General features: G+C 64.1%; 15 protein-coding genes. All 15 read left to right on the top strand.

Annotated elements, in window-relative coordinates; genetic code table 11:
• Positions 1-17: 17 nt before the first annotated feature.
• The 15 genes from flgE to APH28_RS07460 all read left to right on the top strand — a co-directional run bounded on the left by flgE (position 18) and on the right by APH28_RS07460 (position 18416).
• On the top strand, positions 18-1364 hold the full coding sequence (gene flgE, locus APH28_RS07530; RefSeq protein ID WP_060508326.1) for a flagellar hook protein FlgE: 1347 nt from the start codon (positions 18-20) through the stop codon (positions 1362-1364).
• 138 nt (positions 1365-1502) lie between these two features.
• Entirely contained in the window at positions 1503-1688 is a 186-nt protein-coding gene (locus APH28_RS07525; RefSeq protein WP_060508325.1) for a hypothetical protein, read from the top strand.
• A 179-nt stretch (positions 1689-1867) separates the two neighbouring features.
• Entirely contained in the window at positions 1868-2608 is a 741-nt protein-coding gene (gene flgF / locus APH28_RS07520) for a flagellar basal-body rod protein FlgF (protein ID WP_060508324.1), read from the top strand.
• 47 nt (positions 2609-2655) lie between these two features.
• Positions 2656-3441 carry a flagellar basal-body rod protein FlgG gene (gene flgG, locus APH28_RS07515; protein WP_027921148.1) on the top strand — a complete coding sequence of 262 codons (786 nt, stop codon included), beginning with the start codon at positions 2656-2658 and terminating at the stop codon, positions 3439-3441.
• A gap of 60 nt (positions 3442-3501) precedes the next feature.
• Positions 3502-4197 carry a flagellar basal body L-ring protein FlgH gene (gene flgH / locus APH28_RS07510; protein WP_060508323.1) on the top strand — a complete coding sequence of 232 codons (696 nt, stop codon included), beginning with the start codon at positions 3502-3504 and terminating at the stop codon, positions 4195-4197.
• A 12-nt stretch (positions 4198-4209) separates the two neighbouring features.
• A complete protein-coding gene (locus APH28_RS07505; RefSeq protein WP_060508374.1) occupies positions 4210-5319 on the top strand; it encodes a flagellar basal body P-ring protein FlgI in 1110 nt (369 codons plus the stop codon).
• An 11-nt stretch (positions 5320-5330) separates the two neighbouring features.
• The gene (gene flgJ / locus APH28_RS07500) at positions 5331-6497 is read left to right on the top strand and encodes a flagellar assembly peptidoglycan hydrolase FlgJ (RefSeq protein ID WP_060508322.1); all 1167 of its coding nucleotides are present in this window, start codon (positions 5331-5333) and stop codon (positions 6495-6497) included.
• 12 nt (positions 6498-6509) lie between these two features.
• Positions 6510-8558, top strand: coding sequence for a flagellar hook-associated protein FlgK (flgK, locus tag APH28_RS07495; RefSeq protein ID WP_060508321.1), 2049 nt, complete (start codon positions 6510-6512; stop codon positions 8556-8558).
• A 13-nt stretch (positions 8559-8571) separates the two neighbouring features.
• On the top strand, positions 8572-10143 hold the full coding sequence (locus tag APH28_RS07490; RefSeq protein WP_060508320.1) for a flagellar hook-associated protein 3: 1572 nt from the start codon (positions 8572-8574) through the stop codon (positions 10141-10143).
• Positions 10144-10217: 74 nt separating this feature from the next.
• On the top strand, positions 10218-13784 hold the full coding sequence (locus APH28_RS07485; RefSeq protein ID WP_060508319.1) for a glycosyltransferase: 3567 nt from the start codon (positions 10218-10220) through the stop codon (positions 13782-13784).
• A 139-nt stretch (positions 13785-13923) separates the two neighbouring features.
• Positions 13924-14697, top strand: coding sequence for a glucose-1-phosphate cytidylyltransferase (gene rfbF / locus APH28_RS07480; protein WP_060508318.1), 774 nt, complete (start codon positions 13924-13926; stop codon positions 14695-14697).
• On the top strand, positions 14679-15761 hold the full coding sequence (gene rfbG, locus APH28_RS07475; RefSeq protein ID WP_060508317.1) for a CDP-glucose 4,6-dehydratase: 1083 nt from the start codon (positions 14679-14681) through the stop codon (positions 15759-15761). Before rfbF ends, rfbG begins: the two co-directional genes overlap by 19 nt.
• The gene (locus APH28_RS07470) at positions 15758-16318 is read left to right on the top strand and encodes a dTDP-4-dehydrorhamnose 3,5-epimerase family protein (RefSeq protein WP_060508316.1); all 561 of its coding nucleotides are present in this window, start codon (positions 15758-15760) and stop codon (positions 16316-16318) included. The genes rfbG and APH28_RS07470 overlap by 4 nt, the downstream gene beginning before the upstream one ends.
• The gene (locus APH28_RS07465; protein ID WP_060508315.1) at positions 16315-17541 is read left to right on the top strand and encodes a class I SAM-dependent methyltransferase; all 1227 of its coding nucleotides are present in this window, start codon (positions 16315-16317) and stop codon (positions 17539-17541) included. The genes APH28_RS07470 and APH28_RS07465 overlap by 4 nt, the downstream gene beginning before the upstream one ends.
• Entirely contained in the window at positions 17538-18416 is an 879-nt protein-coding gene (locus APH28_RS07460; protein ID WP_060508314.1) for an NAD(P)-dependent oxidoreductase, read from the top strand. The genes APH28_RS07465 and APH28_RS07460 overlap by 4 nt, the downstream gene beginning before the upstream one ends.
• Positions 18417-18424: the final 8 nt, after the last annotated feature.

Genomic DNA, 18424 nt, shown 5'->3' with positions numbered 1-18424 from the left:
GCACAAGGAGCAACAGCATGTCTTTCAATATCGGCCTTAGCGGTCTGTACGCAGCCAACAAGCAGCTGGACGTTACCGGCAACAACATCGCCAACGTCAACACCACCGGTTTCAAATCGTCGCGTGCCGAGTTCGCCGACGTCTACGCCGGTGCCAACCGTTTGGGCGTGGGCAAGAACCAGGTCGGCAACGGTGTGCGCCTGGCTGCAGTTTCCCAGCAGTTCACCCAGGGTGACGTGAACAACACCGGCAACGTGCTGGACATGGGCATCCAGGGTCAGGGTTACTTCGTGCTGTCTGACAACGGCTCGATGGTCTACACCCGTGCCGGCGCCTTCCAGACCAGCAAGGACAACTACGTCGTCACCTCCGATGGCCTGCGCCTGCAAGGCTATGCTGCCGACAGCAACGGCAACATCAAGAAAGGTGTGCTGACCGACCTGCAGATCGACACCTCGGCGCTGCAGCCCAAAGCCACCAGCCTGATCGACCAGGGCATCAACCTGAACTCCTCGGCTGCATCGATCCCGCTGCCGTCGACGCCGCCGGTTGCCGGTGACATCGTTTTCGATCCGTCTGACGAAACGTCGTACACCAAGTCGTTCCCGACCAAGGTCTACGACAGTCAGGGTAACGAGCACACCATGGAGCAGTACTACCGCAAGACCGACACCAATGAGTGGACCATGTACACCCTGGTCGACGGTCGCAATCCCATGGACCCGAGCAGCACCACCCCATTGACCGGCACCGTGACCTTCAACAGCGACGGTAGCGTGGCTTCGATGACCACCGACACCACCGGTGTTCCGGCCGGTGCCGAGTGGAGCGTGACCAACAACACCTTCACCCTCAAGGGCTGGATCCCGGCGTCGCAGGATGCCAGTGGCAACTGGGCAGCCAATGGGTCCACCGAAAACACCGCCGGCATGCGCCTGGCGATGAACAGCACCACGTCCTACAACACCGAGACCGCGCGCATGTCGCAGTCCCAGGACGGTTATGCCACCGGCATCCTGTCGAGCCTGAGCATCGACTCCACGGGTGTGATGTTCGCCAGCTTCAGCAACCAGCAGTCGCGTGCCATTGGCCAGGTGGCGCTGGCCAGCTTTGCCAATGACCAAGGCCTGCAGCAGGTTGGCGGTACTCGCTGGACCGAGACCTACTCTTCGGGCATCCCGGGTATCGATGCGCCTAAGACCGGTACTCTGGGCAGCGTCGAGTCCAACTCGCTGGAGAACTCCAACGTCAACCTGACCCAGGAACTGGTCGAGCTGATCAAGGCGCAGAGCAACTACCAGGCGAACGCCAAGACCATCTCCACCGAAAGCACCATCATGCAGACCATCATCCAGATGACCTGATGTTTTCTTGAATCGCCGGGCCCGCTTTGCGGCCCTTTCGCGACACAAGGCCGCTCCTACAGGATTGCGCAGTTCCATGTAGGAGCGGCCTTGTGTCGCGAAAGGGCTGCGAGGCAGCCCCGGCGATCTGGAGGGTTCATGAAAAAGCTGGTCGTCATGGTGATCGCCGCATTCTGCCTGTACCAGGCTCAGGCCGGCACCGCGCCCTGGTGGCGCTGGGAGAGCCAGGCGGATGGCCGGCTGGTGTGTTCGCAATGGCCGCCGGGGGAGGGCTGGAAGAAATTCGCCGGTCCTTTCAGCAATGGTGGTTGCCGCGAGCCTTGATGTTTGCCGCCAGCGGCAATCCGGCGCCGGATAACCGGCGGCATCTCAATGGCAACACCCCGAAAACGCCCGTATTCACGGGCTTTTTCATGAATTCGAAAAGTTGGTTCGGAACTTGCTTTAGAGCCTGCACAGCAACGGCAAGCGGCAAACGCTCGTCAGTGCAGCGGAGGATGACTGTGGACAAGATGCTTTACGTGGCCATGACCGGCGCCAGCCAGAACGCGCTGGCGCAGAAGGCCCATGCCAACAACCTGGCGAACGTTTCCACCAATGGCTTTCAGCGCGACCTGGAGCAGGCGCGCTCGATGCCGGTGTTCGGTGACAGCTTTCCGTCGCGGGCGTTTGCCATGACCGAACGCCCGGCCACCGACTTCAGCGAAGGGCCGATGGTCGAGACCGGGCGTGACCTGGACGTCGCAGTAGCCGGGCAGGGCTTCATCGCTGTGCAGGCGCCTGATGGCAGCGAAGCCTATGTGCGCACCGGCAGCCTGAACATCGACGCCCTTGGCGTGCTGCGTGCCGGCAACGGCATGCCGGTGATCGGCAACGGTGGCCCGATCGCCATTCCGCCCGAGCAGAAAGTCGAGGTCGGTGCCGACGGCACCATCAGCATCCGCTCGATGGGTGAAGACCCGCGGGTGATGGCCGAGGTCGACCGCATCAAGCTGGTCAACCCGGACATCAAGAGCATGACCAAAGGCCTGGACGGGTTGATCCACACCCAGAACGGCCAACCGGCTGCCGCCGACGTCAATGTGCGGGTGGTGTCGGGCTTCCTCGAAGGCAGCAACGTCAACGCGGTGGAAGAAATGACTTCGGTACTGGCGTTGTCCCGCCAGTTCGAGCTGCACGTAAAAATGATGAACGCGGCCAAGGAAGGCGATGAAGCCATGGCGCGCGTCTTGCAAATCGGCTAACCAACTTTGAACGGGTGCCGTAAAACAGGCGCACGAGGAGAATACTGATGCTTCCGGCTCTTTGGGTCGCTAAAACCGGCCTGTCCGCCCAGGACACCAACCTGACCGTCATTTCCAACAACCTGGCCAACGTCTCGACCACCGGCTTCAAGCGCGATCGCGCCGAGTTCGCCGACCTGCTGTACCAGATCAAGCGTCAGCCAGGCGCGCAGTCGACCCAGGACAGCGAGCTGCCATCGGGCCTGCAGGTCGGTACCGGTGTGCGCATTGTCGGCACCCAGAAAAACTTCCAGACCGGCAGCCTGCAGACCACCGAAAACCCGCTGGACATGGCGGTCAACGGCCGTGGCTTCTTCCAGGTGCTGCAGCCGGACGGCACCGTTTCGTACACCCGTGACGGTACCTTCCACCTGAACTCCGATGGCCAGATCGTCACCGCCCAGGGCTTTGCCCTGGAGCCGGCGATCGTGGTGCCGAACGATGCCCAGACCTTCACCGTCGGCCAGGACGGCACCGTCTCGATCACCACCGCCGGCAACCCGGCCGCACAGGTGATCGGCAACCTGCAGACCGCCGACTTCATCAACCCGGCCGGCCTGCAGGCAATCGGTGACAACCTGTTCCTGGAAACCGCCGCCAGCGGCGCGCCGCAGGTCGGTACCCCGGGCCTGAACGGCTTCGGCACCACCCTGCAGCAGACCTTGGAAAACTCCAACGTCAGCACCGTGGAAGAGCTGGTGAACATGATCACCACCCAGCGCGCCTACGAGATGAACTCCAAGGTCATCTCCACCGCCGACCAGATGCTGTCGTTCGTCACTCAACAGCTTTAACACCCGGCAGCTGCAAACCTAGTGCAGGTTCTGTTCCCGTTACACCGTGAGGTCAGTGTCATGAAACGTCTGTTGTCTGTGTTCGCCCTGGGGGGGGCGGTTGTATTGGCAGGTTGCGTCGCGCCGACGCCCAAGCCGAACGACCCGTATTACGCGCCGGTTCTGCCGCGCACCCCGCTGCCGGCGGCAGCCAACAACGGTTCGATCTACCAGGCCGGTTTCGAGCAGGGCCTGTACACCGACCGCAAGGCGTTCCGGGTGGGTGACATCATCACCATCACCCTCAACGAGCGCACCTCGGCGAGCAAGAACGCAGGTTCGCAGATCCAGAAGAACAGCAAGGCGGACATTGGCCTGACCTCGCTGTTCGGTTCCTCGCCGAACACCAACAACCCGTTCGGCGGTGGTGACCTGTCGCTGGAAGCGGGTTACAGCGGCGACCGCACCACCAAGGGCGACAGCAAGGCCACCCAGGGCAACACCCTGACCGGTTCGATCACCGTCACCGTGGCCGAGGTGCTGCCCAACGGCATCATCGCCGTACGCGGCGAAAAGTGGATGACCCTGAACACCGGTGAAGAGCTGGTACGTATCGCCGGCCTGATCCGCGCCGACGACATCGCCACCGACAACACCGTGCCGTCCACCCGCGTGGCCGATGCGCGCATCACCTATTCGGGTACCGGTTCGTTCGCCGATGCCAGTCAGCCCGGCTGGCTGGACCGCTTCTTCATGAGCCCGCTTTGGCCCTTCTGAGTACGGATGAACATGTTCAACGTTAGGCAGCTGATTGCCGTGACCCTGCTCCTGTCCTGCGCGTTCGGTGCCCAAGCCGAGCGCCTGAAGGACATTGCCAGTATCTCCGGCGTGCGTTCCAACCAGTTGATCGGCTATGGCCTGGTAGTGGGCCTGAACGGTACGGGTGACCAGACCACCCAGACGCCGTTCACCCTGCAGACCTTCAACAACATGCTGTCGCAGTTCGGCATCAAGGTGCCGGCCGGCTCTGGCAACGTGCAGCTGAAGAACGTCGCCGCGGTATCGGTGCATGCCGACCTGCCGGCGTTCGCCAAGCCGGGCCAGGTGGTGGACATCACCGTTTCGTCGATCGGCAACTCCAAAAGCCTGCGTGGCGGCAGCCTGTTGATGACCCCGCTCAAGGGTATCGACGGCAACGTCTACGCCATCGCCCAAGGTAACCTGGTGGTGGGCGGCTTCGATGCCGAAGGCCGTGACGGCTCGAAGATCACCGTCAACGTTCCGTCGGCAGGCCGTATTCCTGGTGGTGCATCGGTCGAGCGCGCCGTGCCGAGCGGCTTCAACCAGGGCAATAGCCTGACCCTGAACCTCAATCGCCCGGACTTCACCACCGCCAAGCGCATTGTCGACAAGGTCAACGACCTGCTCGGCCCAGGTGTGGCCCAGGCCGTGGACGGCGGCTCGGTGCGCGTTACCGCGCCGATGGACCCAAGCCAGCGCGTCGACTACCTGTCGATCCTCGAGAATCTCGAGATCGACCCGGGCCAGGCGGTGGCCAAGGTCATCATCAACTCGCGCACCGGCACCATCGTCATCGGCCAGAACGTCAAGGTCTCGCCGGCGGCGGTGACCCACGGCAGCCTGACTGTGACCATTACCGAAGACCCGATCGTCAGCCAGCCGGGGCCGTTCTCCAATGGCCAGACGGCGGTGGTGCCGCGTTCGCGGGTCAATGCCGAACAGGAAGCCAAGCCGATGTTCAAGTTCGGCCCGGGGACCACGCTGGATGAGATCGTCCGCGCGGTGAACCAGGTCGGCGCGGCACCGGGCGACCTGATGGCCATCCTCGAAGCACTGAAACAGGCCGGCGCCTTGCAGGCCGACCTGATCGTGATCTGAGGACGCCACGGATGAATTCGAAAAGTCTGGTCTCCAGCCACGCCGACAGCGGTGCCTACACCGACCTCAACCGCCTGAGCTCGCTCAAGCACGGCGACCGCGACAGCGACGCCAACGTGCGCAAGGTGGCCCAGGAGTTCGAGTCGCTGTTCATCAGCGAGATGCTCAAGGCCTCGCGCAAGGCCAGTGACGTGCTGGCCGACGACAACCCGATGAACAGCGAGACGGTCAAGCAGTACCGCGACATGTACGACCAGCAGCTGGCCGTGAGCATGTCCCGCGAGGGTGGCGGTATCGGCCTGCAGGACGTGCTGGTGCGCCAGCTGTCGAAGAACAAGAGCACCCCGGCCAACACCAGCCCGTTTCCGCGTGTCGATGGCAACGCCCCGACGCTGTGGGGCAACAAGGTGGCCGACCCGGTGCAGGCCACCCAGGCCACGGCCGCGCGCAACGACGTCGCCGCGCTCAACTCGCGGCGCCTGGCGCTGCCGGGCAAGCTCACAGACCGCCTGCTGGCCGGCATCGTGCCCTCGGCCACCGGCCCCGCTGCGGCCACCCATACCGCTACCGTGCCGGCCCGTGACGGGCAACAGGTGGCCAAGACCATCGCCATCCCGGACAACGGCCTGCGCATCACTGGCCGTGCCGTGGCGCAGCCGCCGCTGGCGCCGAAGAAGGCCTTTGCCGACAGCGACGAATTCGTCGCCACCATGCTGCCGATGGCCGAGCAGGCCGCCAAGCGCATCGGCGTCGACCCACGTTACCTGGTGGCCCAGGCCGCCCTGGAAACCGGCTGGGGCAAGTCGGTCATGCGCAACAGCGACGGCAGCAGCAGCCACAACCTGTTCGGCATCAAGGCCAGCAGTAACTGGCAAGGCGATTCGGCGCGGGCGATCACCAGCGAGTTCCGCGACGGTCAGTTCGTCAAGGAGACGGCGGCGTTCCGTTCCTACGATTCGTACCAGGACAGCTTCCACGACCTGGTAAGCCTGCTGCAGAGCAATTCGCGCTATCAAGATGCGGTGAAGTCGGCCGATAACCCAGAACAATTCGTGCGAGAACTGCAAAAGGCCGGGTACGCCACCGACCCGAACTACGCCAGCAAGATCTCGCAGATCGCAAGACAGATGAAGTCGTACGAGAGCTACGCAATGCTCGGTACCACAACGAAACTTTAAGGGTATGGAACCATGGCGAGTCTGATCAATATTGGCATGTCGGGGCTTGGCGCCGCGCAGTCGGGGATGTACACCCTCGGTAACAACATCGCCAACGCCGATGTCGAGAGCTACTCGCGCCAGCAGAACGTGCAGAAGACCAAGGGCGGCCAACAGGTCGGCCAAGTGTTCATTGGCTCCGGCACCACCCTGGCCGACGTGCGCCGGGTGTACAACGCGTTCCTCGAGAACCAGCTGCGTACCACCACCTCGCTGAGCAGCGACGCCACCTCGTACCTGAATCAGATCACCCCGCTGGACACCGCCCTGTCGAGTAGCGACACCGGCATCACCGCTGCGCTGCAGAGTTTTTTCACCGCGCTGCAGGACGCCTCGGCGAAGCCGACCGAAGATGCTTCGCGCCAGTTGCTGCTGACCAGTGCCCAGTCCCTGGCCAAGCGTTTCAACACCCTGTCGGCGCAGTTCAACCAGCAGAACAGCGACATCAATTCCAACATGGCGTCGATAGCCGACAAGGTCAATGCGTTGACCAAGTCGATTGCCGACCTCAACGGCCAGATCTCCAAGATGACCGCCGTCAACGGCCAGCCCAACGACCTGCTCGACCAGCGCGATGGCGCGGTGCGCGAGTTGTCGGCGCTGATCGGTGCCGACGTGGTCGAGCAGAAGAACGGCAACTACGACATCTACCTGAAAAACGGCCAGGCCCTGGTGCTGGGCAATACCACCCAGACCATTGGTGTCGAACCGAGCGCCACCGACCCGACCCGCATGAGCCTGATCCTCAATCGCGGCTCGACCAAGATGGACATCACCAACAGCACCACCGGTGGTGAGCTGGGGGGCCTGATCCGCTACCGCAAGGAAACCCTCGACCCTGCGATGAATGAGCTCGGCCGTGTGGCCCTGGTGGTGGCCGATGCCATCAACAGCCAGCTGGCCCAGGGGATCGACAAGAACGGCGAGTTTGGGGCGGCGATGTTTGCCGACATCAACAGTGCCGCGGCCATCAGCCAGCGCAGTATCGCCAAGGCGGGCAACAGCGCGGGTTCCGGCAACCTTGATGTCACCATCAAGGACACCGGCAAGCTGACCACCAGCGATTACCAGGTGACCTTCACCAGCGACAAACAGTACACCGTGCGCAAGTTGCCCGATGGTACCGACATGGGCACCTACAGCCTGGACGATGACCCGGCGCCGGTCATCGATGGCTTCAGCCTGGCACTCAACGGTGGCGCCCTGAGCGCGGGTGACAGCTTCAAGGTCACGCCGACGCGCAACGCTGCTGCCAACATCGAAGCGACCCTGACCGATCCCAAGCGCCTGGCCATGGCCGCGCCTTTGACCGGGACCAGTGCCTCGGGCAACAAGGGCACCGGCGCCATCACCCAGCCGACCCTGACGTCCGAGCTGGATATCTACGATGCAGCCCAGCGTGCCGACCTGCAGACCGGCATCAAGTATTCGACGCCGGTCAAGCTGGTGTTTGGTGATGACACAGCCTCGCCCCAGGCGTACACGATGTACGACTCCAAGGGCAACGCCATTGGCAGCGGCACCATCGTGCCGGGCCAGGACAACAAGCTGCAGCTGTCGGTGCCGATGGTCGATGCCAGCGGCAACCCGATCATGGATGGCGCCACGCAGAAGACCTTCAGCTTCGAGATGACCGTTTCCGGCGCGCCGAAGAACGGTGACAGCTTCACCGTGGCAATGACCGCTTCGGGTTCGGCCGACAATCGCAACGCCCAGTCGGTGCTGGACCTGCAGACCAAGGGCACCGTCGAAGTCGGTGCCGACGGCAAGGGCATCAGCTTCACCGATGCCTATGCCAAGCTTGTGTCCAACGTGGGTGGCAAGGCCGGGCAGGCACAGATGGACAGCGACGCCACCAACGCGCTGCACACCTCGGCCGTGGAGGGGCGCAATGGGTTGTCCGGGGTGTCGATCGATGAAGAAACCGGCAACCTGATCAAGTTCCAGCAGTACTACACCGCGTCGTCGCAGATCATCAAGGCGGCCCAGGAAACCTTCGCCACCCTGATCAACAGTCTTTAAGGAGCCGTAGATCGTGAGCGTACGCATCTCTACTTCGCAGTTCTATAACACCACCCAGTCCAATTATCAGAAGAACTTCGCCAATGCGGCGAAGAGCCAGCAGGACGCCAGTGACAACATCCGCGTGCGTTCGGCCAAGGACGACCCGGTGGGCGCCGCGCGCCTGCTGCAGCTTGAGCAGCAACAGAACCTGATCGCCCAGTACAACGGCAACACCACCAACGTGCGCAATGCCCTGGGCACGGCCGAAAGCACCCTGAACGCGATCGGCACCATTCTGCAGCGGGTCAACGAACTGGCAGTCAGCTCCGGTAACGCCGGCTTTACCGACGCTGATCGCAAGGCCAACGCCGCTGAGCTGGACTCGCTGGAGCAGCAACTGTTCAGTTTGATGAACAGCAAAGACGAGAACGGCAAGTACATCTTCTCCGGCTCCAAGGGTGATACCCAGCCCTACGTGCGCAACGCTGATGGTACCTACACCTACCAGGGCGACCAGTCGCAGCTGAAACTGCAAGTGGGCGACATGCTGAGCCTGGCTGCCAACGAGACCGGCTACGATGCTTTCGAGCAGGCGCTGAACACCAGCCGCAGCCAGACCACGCTGACCGCGCCGGCGACCGATGACGGCCGCGTCAGCCTGTCCAACGGCCAGGTCTCCGGCAACGCCACCTACAATGACCGTTTCCGCAGTGGCGAGCCCTACAGCATCGAATTCACCAGCAGTACCGAATTCAAGATCACCGACGCCAGTGGCACCGATGTGACCCTTGAGGCGACCCAAGGCGGCAAGTTCGACCCCAACGGCGAAAACACCCAGATCACCTTCCGCGGTGTCGACCTGCGTCTGGAAGTCAGCTTCAAGGCCGGTGACTCCGCCGACCCGGATGCCGCCATTGCCGGTCATAAATTCAGCCTGACCTCCAAGGCTGACCAGATCAGCGGCACCCGCAGCCCGGGCAACACCTCTTCGGCCCAGGTCACCGGTGCCAGCGTGGTCGACCAGGCCGCCTACAAGGCCGCCTTCCCGGAAGGCGCGGTGCTCAAGTTCACCAGCGCCACCGATTTCGAGTTGTATACCGCCCCGGTCAGCGCCAACAGCAAGCCGATCTCCAGCGGTACCCTGAGCGGTAGCACAGCCACGGCGATGGGCGTGCAGTTCGATCTGTCGGGCACGCCAAGTGCCGGCGACTCGTTCGCGGTCAAGGTCGACACTCACCAGACCCAGAACATCCTCGACACCATCGGCCAGCTGCGTGCCGCACTGAACACTCCGATCGACGGCGATCCAGCGGCCGCGCAAAACTTCAAGGCGGCGCTGGACTCAGCCATCGGCAACATCGGCAGTGCTACCAACCAGGTGACTTCGTCGATTGCCTCGATCGGTGGCCGTGGCCAGGCGCTGGACGTGCAGGCCGAGACCAACTCGGCGCTGAGCGCGGAAAACACCAAGACCCAGAGTTCGATCCGCGAAAGCGATCCGGCCGAGGTGATGATCCGCCTGACCATGCAGACCAACATGCTGCAAGCCTCGCTGCAGGCATACGCCAAGGTCGCCGGCCTGTCGCTGGTCAACTACATCTGATAACGCTGCGTGCGTAGCCAATCGTGCGCCGTCACCGTCAGGTGCGGCGCACTTTTTTTTGCAAGGTCGTCAACGTGAACGAAAAGCCTCTCGTCAGTATCGTCATCCCCGCCTACCGCCCGCGGTTCTTTGCCATGGCCCTGCAAAGCGCACTAGGCCAGACCTACGATGCACTGGAGGTACTGGTCTGCGATGACAGCGAAAGCGAGGAGATCGAGGCGACCGTTAACGCGCTCGTGGATGAGCCGCGTGTGCGCTATGTACGCAATGCCCGGCACCTGGGCTTTGTCGGCAACCTGCTGCGGGCCGTGGAGCTGGCCCGTGGCGAGCTGGTCAAGGTGCTGTGCGACGACGACCGGTTGTTCCCGCAGTGTGTGGCGCACCAGGCTGAGGCTCTGCACAGGCATGAGGAAGTCGGCCTGGTGCTGTCGCAGCGTGTATTGTGCGACGAGAATAATTTCATCCTGCCGATGCGTATTGCCAATGCGCGCTTCGCCAACGTCGACAGCCTGTTCAAGGGCGAAGACATGCTGGCGATGCTCGACGGCCGCCCGGTGAACTTCCTCGGCAATTTCTCGGCAGCGCTGATGCGCCGCGATCAGGCTCTGCAATGGCTGCAGGCGCTGACCGGCGATGGCCTGAGCTTTGTCGCGCTGCTGGACCTGGCGCTGTTCGCCTGCCTGATGCGCCGTGGCAACATGATCATGCTCAGTGAGCCCGGCCTTATCGAGCGCCTGCATCCGCAGCGCCTGAGCAAGCAGGAGGCGGTGGTGCAAGGGGCGCCGCAGGAATGGCGCTGGATGATGCAGATGCTCGCCGCACGCAGCGGTGAAGCGGCACCGGCCAGCGGCTGGGTGCGCTATGTCCCGCTGACCGAGGCGCAGGAGCAACCGCGCCAGTGGCAGGAATTATGCGTGGCGAGGATCATCAGCAACTGGCAGACCCGCCTGGGCGGCCGGGTCGGCAGTGACTGCGAGAGCTACGCCGAGCTGTATCAGCAGTGGCTGGCGGCGCGCCGCTTCAGTGACGTGCAGCGCGGCCTGCTGCCGCAGGCCATCGCCGCCTGGCCGCAGCAGCCGCGCATCGTGCCGGTGGTGCTGGATGTCGACGGTGATGCCCTTGCCCTGCAACGGACCCTCGACAGCCTGGCCGCGCAACTGTACCCGGTGCATGCCTGTGTCGTGCTGGGCGATGACGTCCCGGCCAGCCAGATTCCCCTGATGCACCAGCCGCTGCAAAGCGACTGGCCTCAACAGTTGAACCAGCTCCTGGCGTCGCTGCACGATGCCGACTGGATCTACCTGTTGCGCGCCGGCGACCGTCTGGGCGAGTCAGCGGTACTGCTGCTGGCCGAGCGTGCGGCCGTATTCCCCGGCCTGGCTTGCGCCTACAGCGACGAAGGCGCCTGGATTGACGAGCAGCCGGGCGAGCCGGTCTTCAAGCCTGACTTCAACCTCGACCTGCTGCGCAGCTACCCCTATGTCGGCCGCACCCTGGCTTTTTCCCGTGAGGCGATTCTCGACCTTGGCGGCTTCGACAGCGGTTTCACCGAACTGGCTCCCCATGACCTGCTCTGGCGCCTGGTCGAGACCCGTGGCCCTCAGGTGATCGAGCACATCGCCGAGATTCAGGTGCAGTCGGCGTTCAGCTTCGCCCAGTGGTTGTCGCAGCCCGATGTCATTGCCCAGAGCGCGCCGGTGCTGGCCGCGCACCTGCACCGCCTGGGCGTGGCGCACGACATCCGCCACGACGACCTGGCGCTGCTCAATCGGGTCGACTACCTGCATGGCGACAGCCCGCTGGTGTCGATCATCGTACCGGTCGGTAACGACCTGGCCAGCCTGCAGGCCTGTGTCGAGGGGGTGATCGAGCGCACGGTCTATAGCCATTACGAAGTGCTGATGGTCGCCGGGCGCGAGGTCGGAGCAGACATGGCAGCCTGGCTGCAGGCCATGGGTGAACTGGGTGTGGGCATGCTGCGCGTGGTCCGCGCACTCGGCGATGCGCGCAGTCAGTTGATTGACGCTGCCGCCAGCCAGGCGCGCGGTGACTACCTGCTGCTGCTCGATGCCAGCGTGCAGGTGTTTGACGGCCAGTGGCTGGGCGAGTTGCTGCAACATGCCCAGCGCCCTGAAGTGGCGGTGGTCGGTGCCAAGCTGATCGATGCTCAGGGGCGGGTGGTCGAGGCAGGCAGGGTGCTGGGTGTCTCAAGCGTGGCGGGCCTGGCCTTTGCCGGTGAGGCCGCCGAGTCGCGCGGCTATTTGCAGCGCTTGCAGGTGGTTCAGGACTGGAGCGCCGTCGGCGGCGATTGCCTGCTGGTGCGCAAAGCGGTGTTCGACGAACTGGGTGGGCTGGGCGCGCAACCACTGAGCCAGGGCATGGCTGAGCTCGACCTGTGCCTGCGCGCCGGTAGTCAGGGTTACCTGGTGGTCGGTACGCCTTACGCCGTGCTGCTCAAGCGCGAAGTGCCGGCCGTGCGCGATGGCCTCGATCAGGATGCTCTGCTCGAACAGCAGAAGGTCTTCTGCGAGCGCTGGCTGAGCAAGGTGATCCGCGATCCTGCCTACAACCCCAACCTGGGCCTGGCCACCGCTGACTTCAGCCTCGAACCGAGTCTGCGCGGCAGCTGGAACCCGCTGTGCGCCCGCGCATTGCCGTCGGTATTAGGGCTGCCGATCAATGACAGTGCCGTCGGTCACTACCGCGTCGAGCAACCGTTCAAGCAACTGGAGGCCGCAGGGCGCGTGGTCGGTCGGGTGGCCTACGAGTCGCCGACCGTGGTCCAGTTGGCGCGGATGGATCCGGACGTGATCATCCTGCAGCTGCGCCACAACGATGACTCGGTGCGTGATATCGAGCGTATCGCGCGGTTCTCAAACGCCCGGCGTGTCTTCGAGATCGACGACTATGTGCTCAGTGCGCCGAAGAAAAACACCCATGCGCGCAACAAACCGGCCGACATCGAGCAGCACCTGCGCCGCGGTATCAGCCTGTGCGACCGCCTGGTGGTGACTACCCAGGCGCTGGCCAATGCCTTGGCGGACATGCACAGCGACATCCGTGTGGTGCCGAACATGCTCGCCCCGCACCTGTGGACCGGCCTGCCGGTCAGCCGCCGCGGCACGTCCAGCAAGCCGCGGGTCGGCTGGGGGGGTGGCACCAGCCACAGTGGCGACCTGGAAATCATCGCCCAGGTGGTGCGCGAACTGGCTGACGAAGTGGAATGGGTGTTCTTCGGCATGTGCCCGGAGGCGCTCAAGCCGTACATCCACGAGTACCACCCGGGCGTACCGCTGGCGCTTTACCCGGCCAAGCTGGCCAGCCTGAACCTCGACCTTGCCCTGGCACCGCTGGAGTTCCACATCTTCAACGACTGCAAGAGCAACCTGCGGCTGCTGGAATATGGCGCCTGCGGCTACCCGACCATCTGCACCGACACCGAGGCCTACCGCGGCTACCTGCCGTGTACCCGGGTGTACGGGAACAGTACCGAGGAGTGGTTGCAGGCGATCCGCTCGCACCTGGCGGACCCGGCCGCCAGCTACCGCATGGGCGATGAGCTGCGCGAGGCGGTGATGCGCGATTTCGTGCTGCGTGATGACAACCTGCGGCATTGGGAGTGGGGCTGGTTGGCTGACTGAAGTCCGCTTGATGAGACTGGGGCCGCAATGCGGCCCCAGTCATTTGTGCAGATTGGCGCATTTCCTGCAGTGAACCTCGATATCGCCATAAATCCTTCGCCCTGGCGGTGCCGGGGGCGTGTAGTGCATGAGGAAATCGATGAAGGCAGTCATTCTGGCGGGTGGGCTCGGCACGCGGATCAGCGAAGAGTCGCACCTCAAGCCCAAACCCATGATCGAAATCGGTGGCAAGCCAATTCTTTGGCACATCATGAAGCAGTACTCGGCGCATGGCATCCATGACTTCGTGATCTGCCTGGGCTACAAGGGCTACGCGATCAAGGATTTCTTCGCCAACTACTTCCTGCACACCTCCGACGTCACCTTCGACATGCGCGCCAACCGCATGGACGTGCACCAGAACTACAGCGAGCCATGGCGCGTGACGCTGGTGGATACCGGTGATGAAACCATGACCGGTGGCCGCCTGCGTCGTGTCGCCAAGTACGTGGAAGACGAACAAGCGTTCTGCTTCACCTACGGCGACGGCGTGTCGGACCTGAACATTGGTGCGTTGGTGGACTTTCATCGCGGCCACGGCAAGCTGGCCACGGTCACTGCCGTACAGCCCCCTGGGCGCTACGGCGCCTTGAAGCGCGAAGGCAACCTGGTCCGGGGGTTCAGTGAGAAGCCGCGCGGTGATGGTGGCTGGATCAATGGCGGTTTCTTCGTGCTGTCGCCCAAAGTCATTGGGTACATCGCTGACGACGCCATGCCGTGGGAAAACGAGCCGCTGATCACCTTGGCGGATGAAGGCCAGTTGATGTCGTTCGAGCATGATGGTTTCTGGCATCCAATGGACACCCTGCGCGACAAGAACCACTTGGAGCAACTGTGGAGCAGCGGGGAGGCCCCATGGAAGCAATGGGGCTGAGCCCGGCGTTCTGGGCTGGCAAGCGCGTTCTGGTCACCGGCCACACGGGTTTCAAAGGCAGCTGGCTGGTGCTCTGGCTGCAAAGCATGGGCGCGCAGGTCACCGGCTTCGCCCTCGATCCGTCCACCGAGCCGAGCTTGTTCGAACTGGCGCGGGTGGGTGAGGGCATCGATGACCGCCGTGGCGACGTGCGCGACCTCGGCGTGCTGCTGGAACTGGTCGCCGAAGTGCAGCCGGAAATCGTCCTGCACCTGGCGGCACAGCCGCTGGTGCGCGAAGGTTATCGCGACCCGTTGGGCACCTACTCGACCAACGTCATGGGCACCCTCAACCTGCTCGAGGCCATTCGCCAGGTCGGCGGCGTGCGCGCCTGCGTGGTGGTCACCACCGACAAGGTCTACGCCAACCAGGAGTGGTCCTGGCCGTACCGCGAGAACGAGGCGCTCGGCGGGCACGACCCCTACAGCAGCAGCAAGGCCTGCTGCGAAATCCTCGCGCAGTCGTACGCGGCCTCGTTCTTCCCAGCCGAGCGGCATGCCGAGCATGGCCTGAGCCTGGCCACTGCGCGTGCCGGTAACGTGCTCGGCGGCGGCGACTTCTCCCCTGAGCGGCTGATCCCCGATGTGCTCAAGGCGTGGTCGGCAGGTGAGCCGGTGACCTTGCGCTTCCCCCAGGCGGTGCGCCCGTGGCAGCACGCCCTGGAGCCGCTGGCAGGTTACCTGCTGCTGGCCGCCGGCCTGTACGAACAGGGCCAGCGCTACGCCGGTGCGTGGAACTTCGGCCCTGGCGATGACGACATGTGCAGCGTCGGCGAAGTGGTCCAGCTGCTGGCCGGTCAATGGCCCCAGGCGCCGGGTGTCGAATTTCAGAAGAGCGAGCTGCACGAAGCCGGGCTGTTGCGCCTGGACAGCGCGCGCGCACGCCAACTGCTCGGCTGGCGCCCGCGCTGGACGCTCAACGAATGCCTCGCACAGACCCTGGGTTGGCACCTGGCCTGGCGTAAAGGCATGGACATGCGCGCGGTCAGCCTGACCCAGCTGAGCCTGTACCGGGAGTCGCTGTGAGCCAGTACGCCCTGCACCCCTTGCCGCTGGCGGGCCTGGCTCGCATCGAGCACCGCCGTGTCGAGGATGACCGGGGCGCCTTTGCCCGGTTGTACTGTGAAGACAGCCTGGAGCATTTCGGCGCGCCGTTCCACATCCGGCAGATCAATCGCTCGCTGACCCGCGAGCGTGGCAGCGTGAGAGGCCTGCACTACCAAGCCGGGCCGCAGCCGGAGAGCAAGTACATCACTTGCCTGCGCGGTGAGGTATGGGATGTGGTGGTCGACCTGCGCACCGGGTCGCCGACTTTTCTGCAATGGCACGCCGAACACCTCAAGGCCGGGGAGGGCAGCAGCCTGCTGGTGCCTGCCGGTTTCGCCCACGGCTTCCAGGCCTTGAGCGAGGATGCCGAGCTGCTTTACCTGCACAGCGCCGACTACGCCCCGGAGCACGAGGGCGGGCTTTCGGTGCTCGACCCGCGCCTGGCCATTGCCTGGCCGTTGCCCGTGATCAACCTCTCGGCCCGGGATGCGATGCATCCTTGGCTGGACGACCGCTTTACCGGAGTGACCGTATGAATTGCCGTGGTTGTGGCAGCGCCCTGCACCTGCCGTTGATCGATCTGGGCACCTCGCCGCCCTCCAACGCTTACCTGCGCCCCGAACAACTGGCCGAGGCCGAGCAGTGGGTGCCGCTGAAAGTGGGGGTATGCGACCAGTGCTGGCTGGTGCAGACCGAGGATTACACCCGCGCCGAGCAGCTGTTCGACGCCGACTATGCCTATTTCAGCTCCTTTTCCAGCTCTTGGCTGGCCCATGCCCAGGCCTACGTGGCGAGCATGGTCGAGCGGTTTGCGTTGAATACCGACAGCCGTGTGGTGGAAATCGCCGCCAACGATGGTTACCTGCTGCAGTACGTGGCGGCGCGCGGTATCCCTTGCCTGGGCGTCGAGCCGACCCGCAGCACTGCCGATGCAGCGCGGGACAAGGGCCTGGATATCCGTGAGGTATTCTTCGGTCGCCAAGTGGCCGCGCAGTTGCTCGGCGAAGGCTGGGGCGCTGACCTGATGGCGGCCAACAACGTGCTCGCCCATGTGCCGGACATCAATGATTTCCTCGGTGGTTTCGCTACCTTGCTCAAGCCGGCGGGGGTTGCCACCTTCGAGTTCCCCCACTTGCTGTCGCTGATCGCCGAGCACCAGTTCGACACCTTGTACCACGAGCACTATTCCTACCTCTCGCTGACTGCGGTGCAGATTCTCTGTCAGCGCAACGGCCTGGAAATCTTCGACGTGCAGGAGCTGCCGACCCATGGCGGTTCGCTACGGGTGTTCGTGCAGCGCGCCGATGGCCAGCGCCGGGCGATCGAGCCTACGGTCGCCAGCCTGCTGGCGCTGGAAGAGGATGTGGGTGTGCGCAGCGCCGGTTTCTACTCGACCTTGGCCCCGGCCGCCGAGCGCATCAAGTTGCAGCTGTTGCGCTTCTTGCTCGACGCCAAGGCTGCCGGGAAGCGCGTGGTCGGGTATGGCGCTGCGGCCAAGGGCAACACCTTGCTCAACTATGCCGGGGTCAGGGCCGACCTGCTGGCCTGGGTGGCCGACGCCAACCCGCACAAGCAGGGCAAGTTCCTGCCCGGCAGCCGTATCCCGGTGGTGGCGCCTGGGCGCCTGGCCGAGGAGCAGCCGGACTACGTGCTGGTACTGCCGTGGAACCTGCTGCGTGAGGTCAGCGAACAGCAAGCTGGTATCCGCGAATGGGGCGGGCAGTTCGTCATCGCCGTGCCTGAGCTGACGGTGTTATGACCGCCCTGCATGTGCTGGTGACCGGCGCCACGGGCTTTGTCGGTCGCCACCTGGTGGCCGAGCTGCTGGCCCGGGGTTGCAGCGTGCGCGCACTGGCCCGTGATGAGCAGCGTGCGCGCACCCTGCCGTGGTTCGATCAGGTGCAGTTCGTTGCCGGCGACCTGCAGCAGGCCGGTGCAGAGCAGGTCGCGAGCTGGGTCGACGGCGTTGATGCCGTTGCCCACCTGGCCTGGCCGGGGCTGCCCAACTACCAGGCGCTGTTTCACCTGGAGCAGAACCTGATGGCCGACTATCGCTTTATCAAGCACGCGGTCGAGTCCGGCGTACGCCAGGTGTTGGTGACCGGCACCTGCTTCGAGTACGGCATGCAGAGTGGCCCGCTGGACGAGCAGTGTGCAGCCCGCCCGGCCAACCCCTATGGCTTGGCCAAGCACAGCCTGCACCAGTTCCTTCAGGCGCTTCAGCTGCATCAGCCGTTTACCCTGCAATGGGCGCGGCTGTTCTACTTGCATGGCGAAGGGCAGAACCCCAACAGCCTGTTGGCCGCGCTCGACCGCGCCATCGACGCCGGCGCGGCCACCTTCGACATGTCCGCTGGCGAGCAACTGCGCGATTTCCAGTCGATTACCGACGCTGCGCGCCAACTGGCTGCGCTGCTGCAGCATCCTGAATTTTCCGGTGTGGTCAATTGCGCCAGTGGTCGGCCCGTCGCGGTGCGCAGCCTGGTCGAGCAACGCCTGCGCGAGCGCGGCGCCGAGCTGCACCTGAACCTTGGCCACTACCCGTATCCGACCCACGAGCCAATGGCGTTCTGGGCCGTGACCGACCGTTTGCAACACCTGCTGCAATCCACTGCCCAGCCCGTGCGCCGCTAGAGCCGCCG

The organism is Pseudomonas sp. NBRC 111124 (genome assembly GCF_001320245.1).
Classification (GTDB): Bacteria; Pseudomonadota; Gammaproteobacteria; order Pseudomonadales; family Pseudomonadaceae; genus Aquipseudomonas.
Note: the sequence above shows the minus strand (reverse complement) of the source record. Positions and strands in the feature narration are given on the sequence as shown.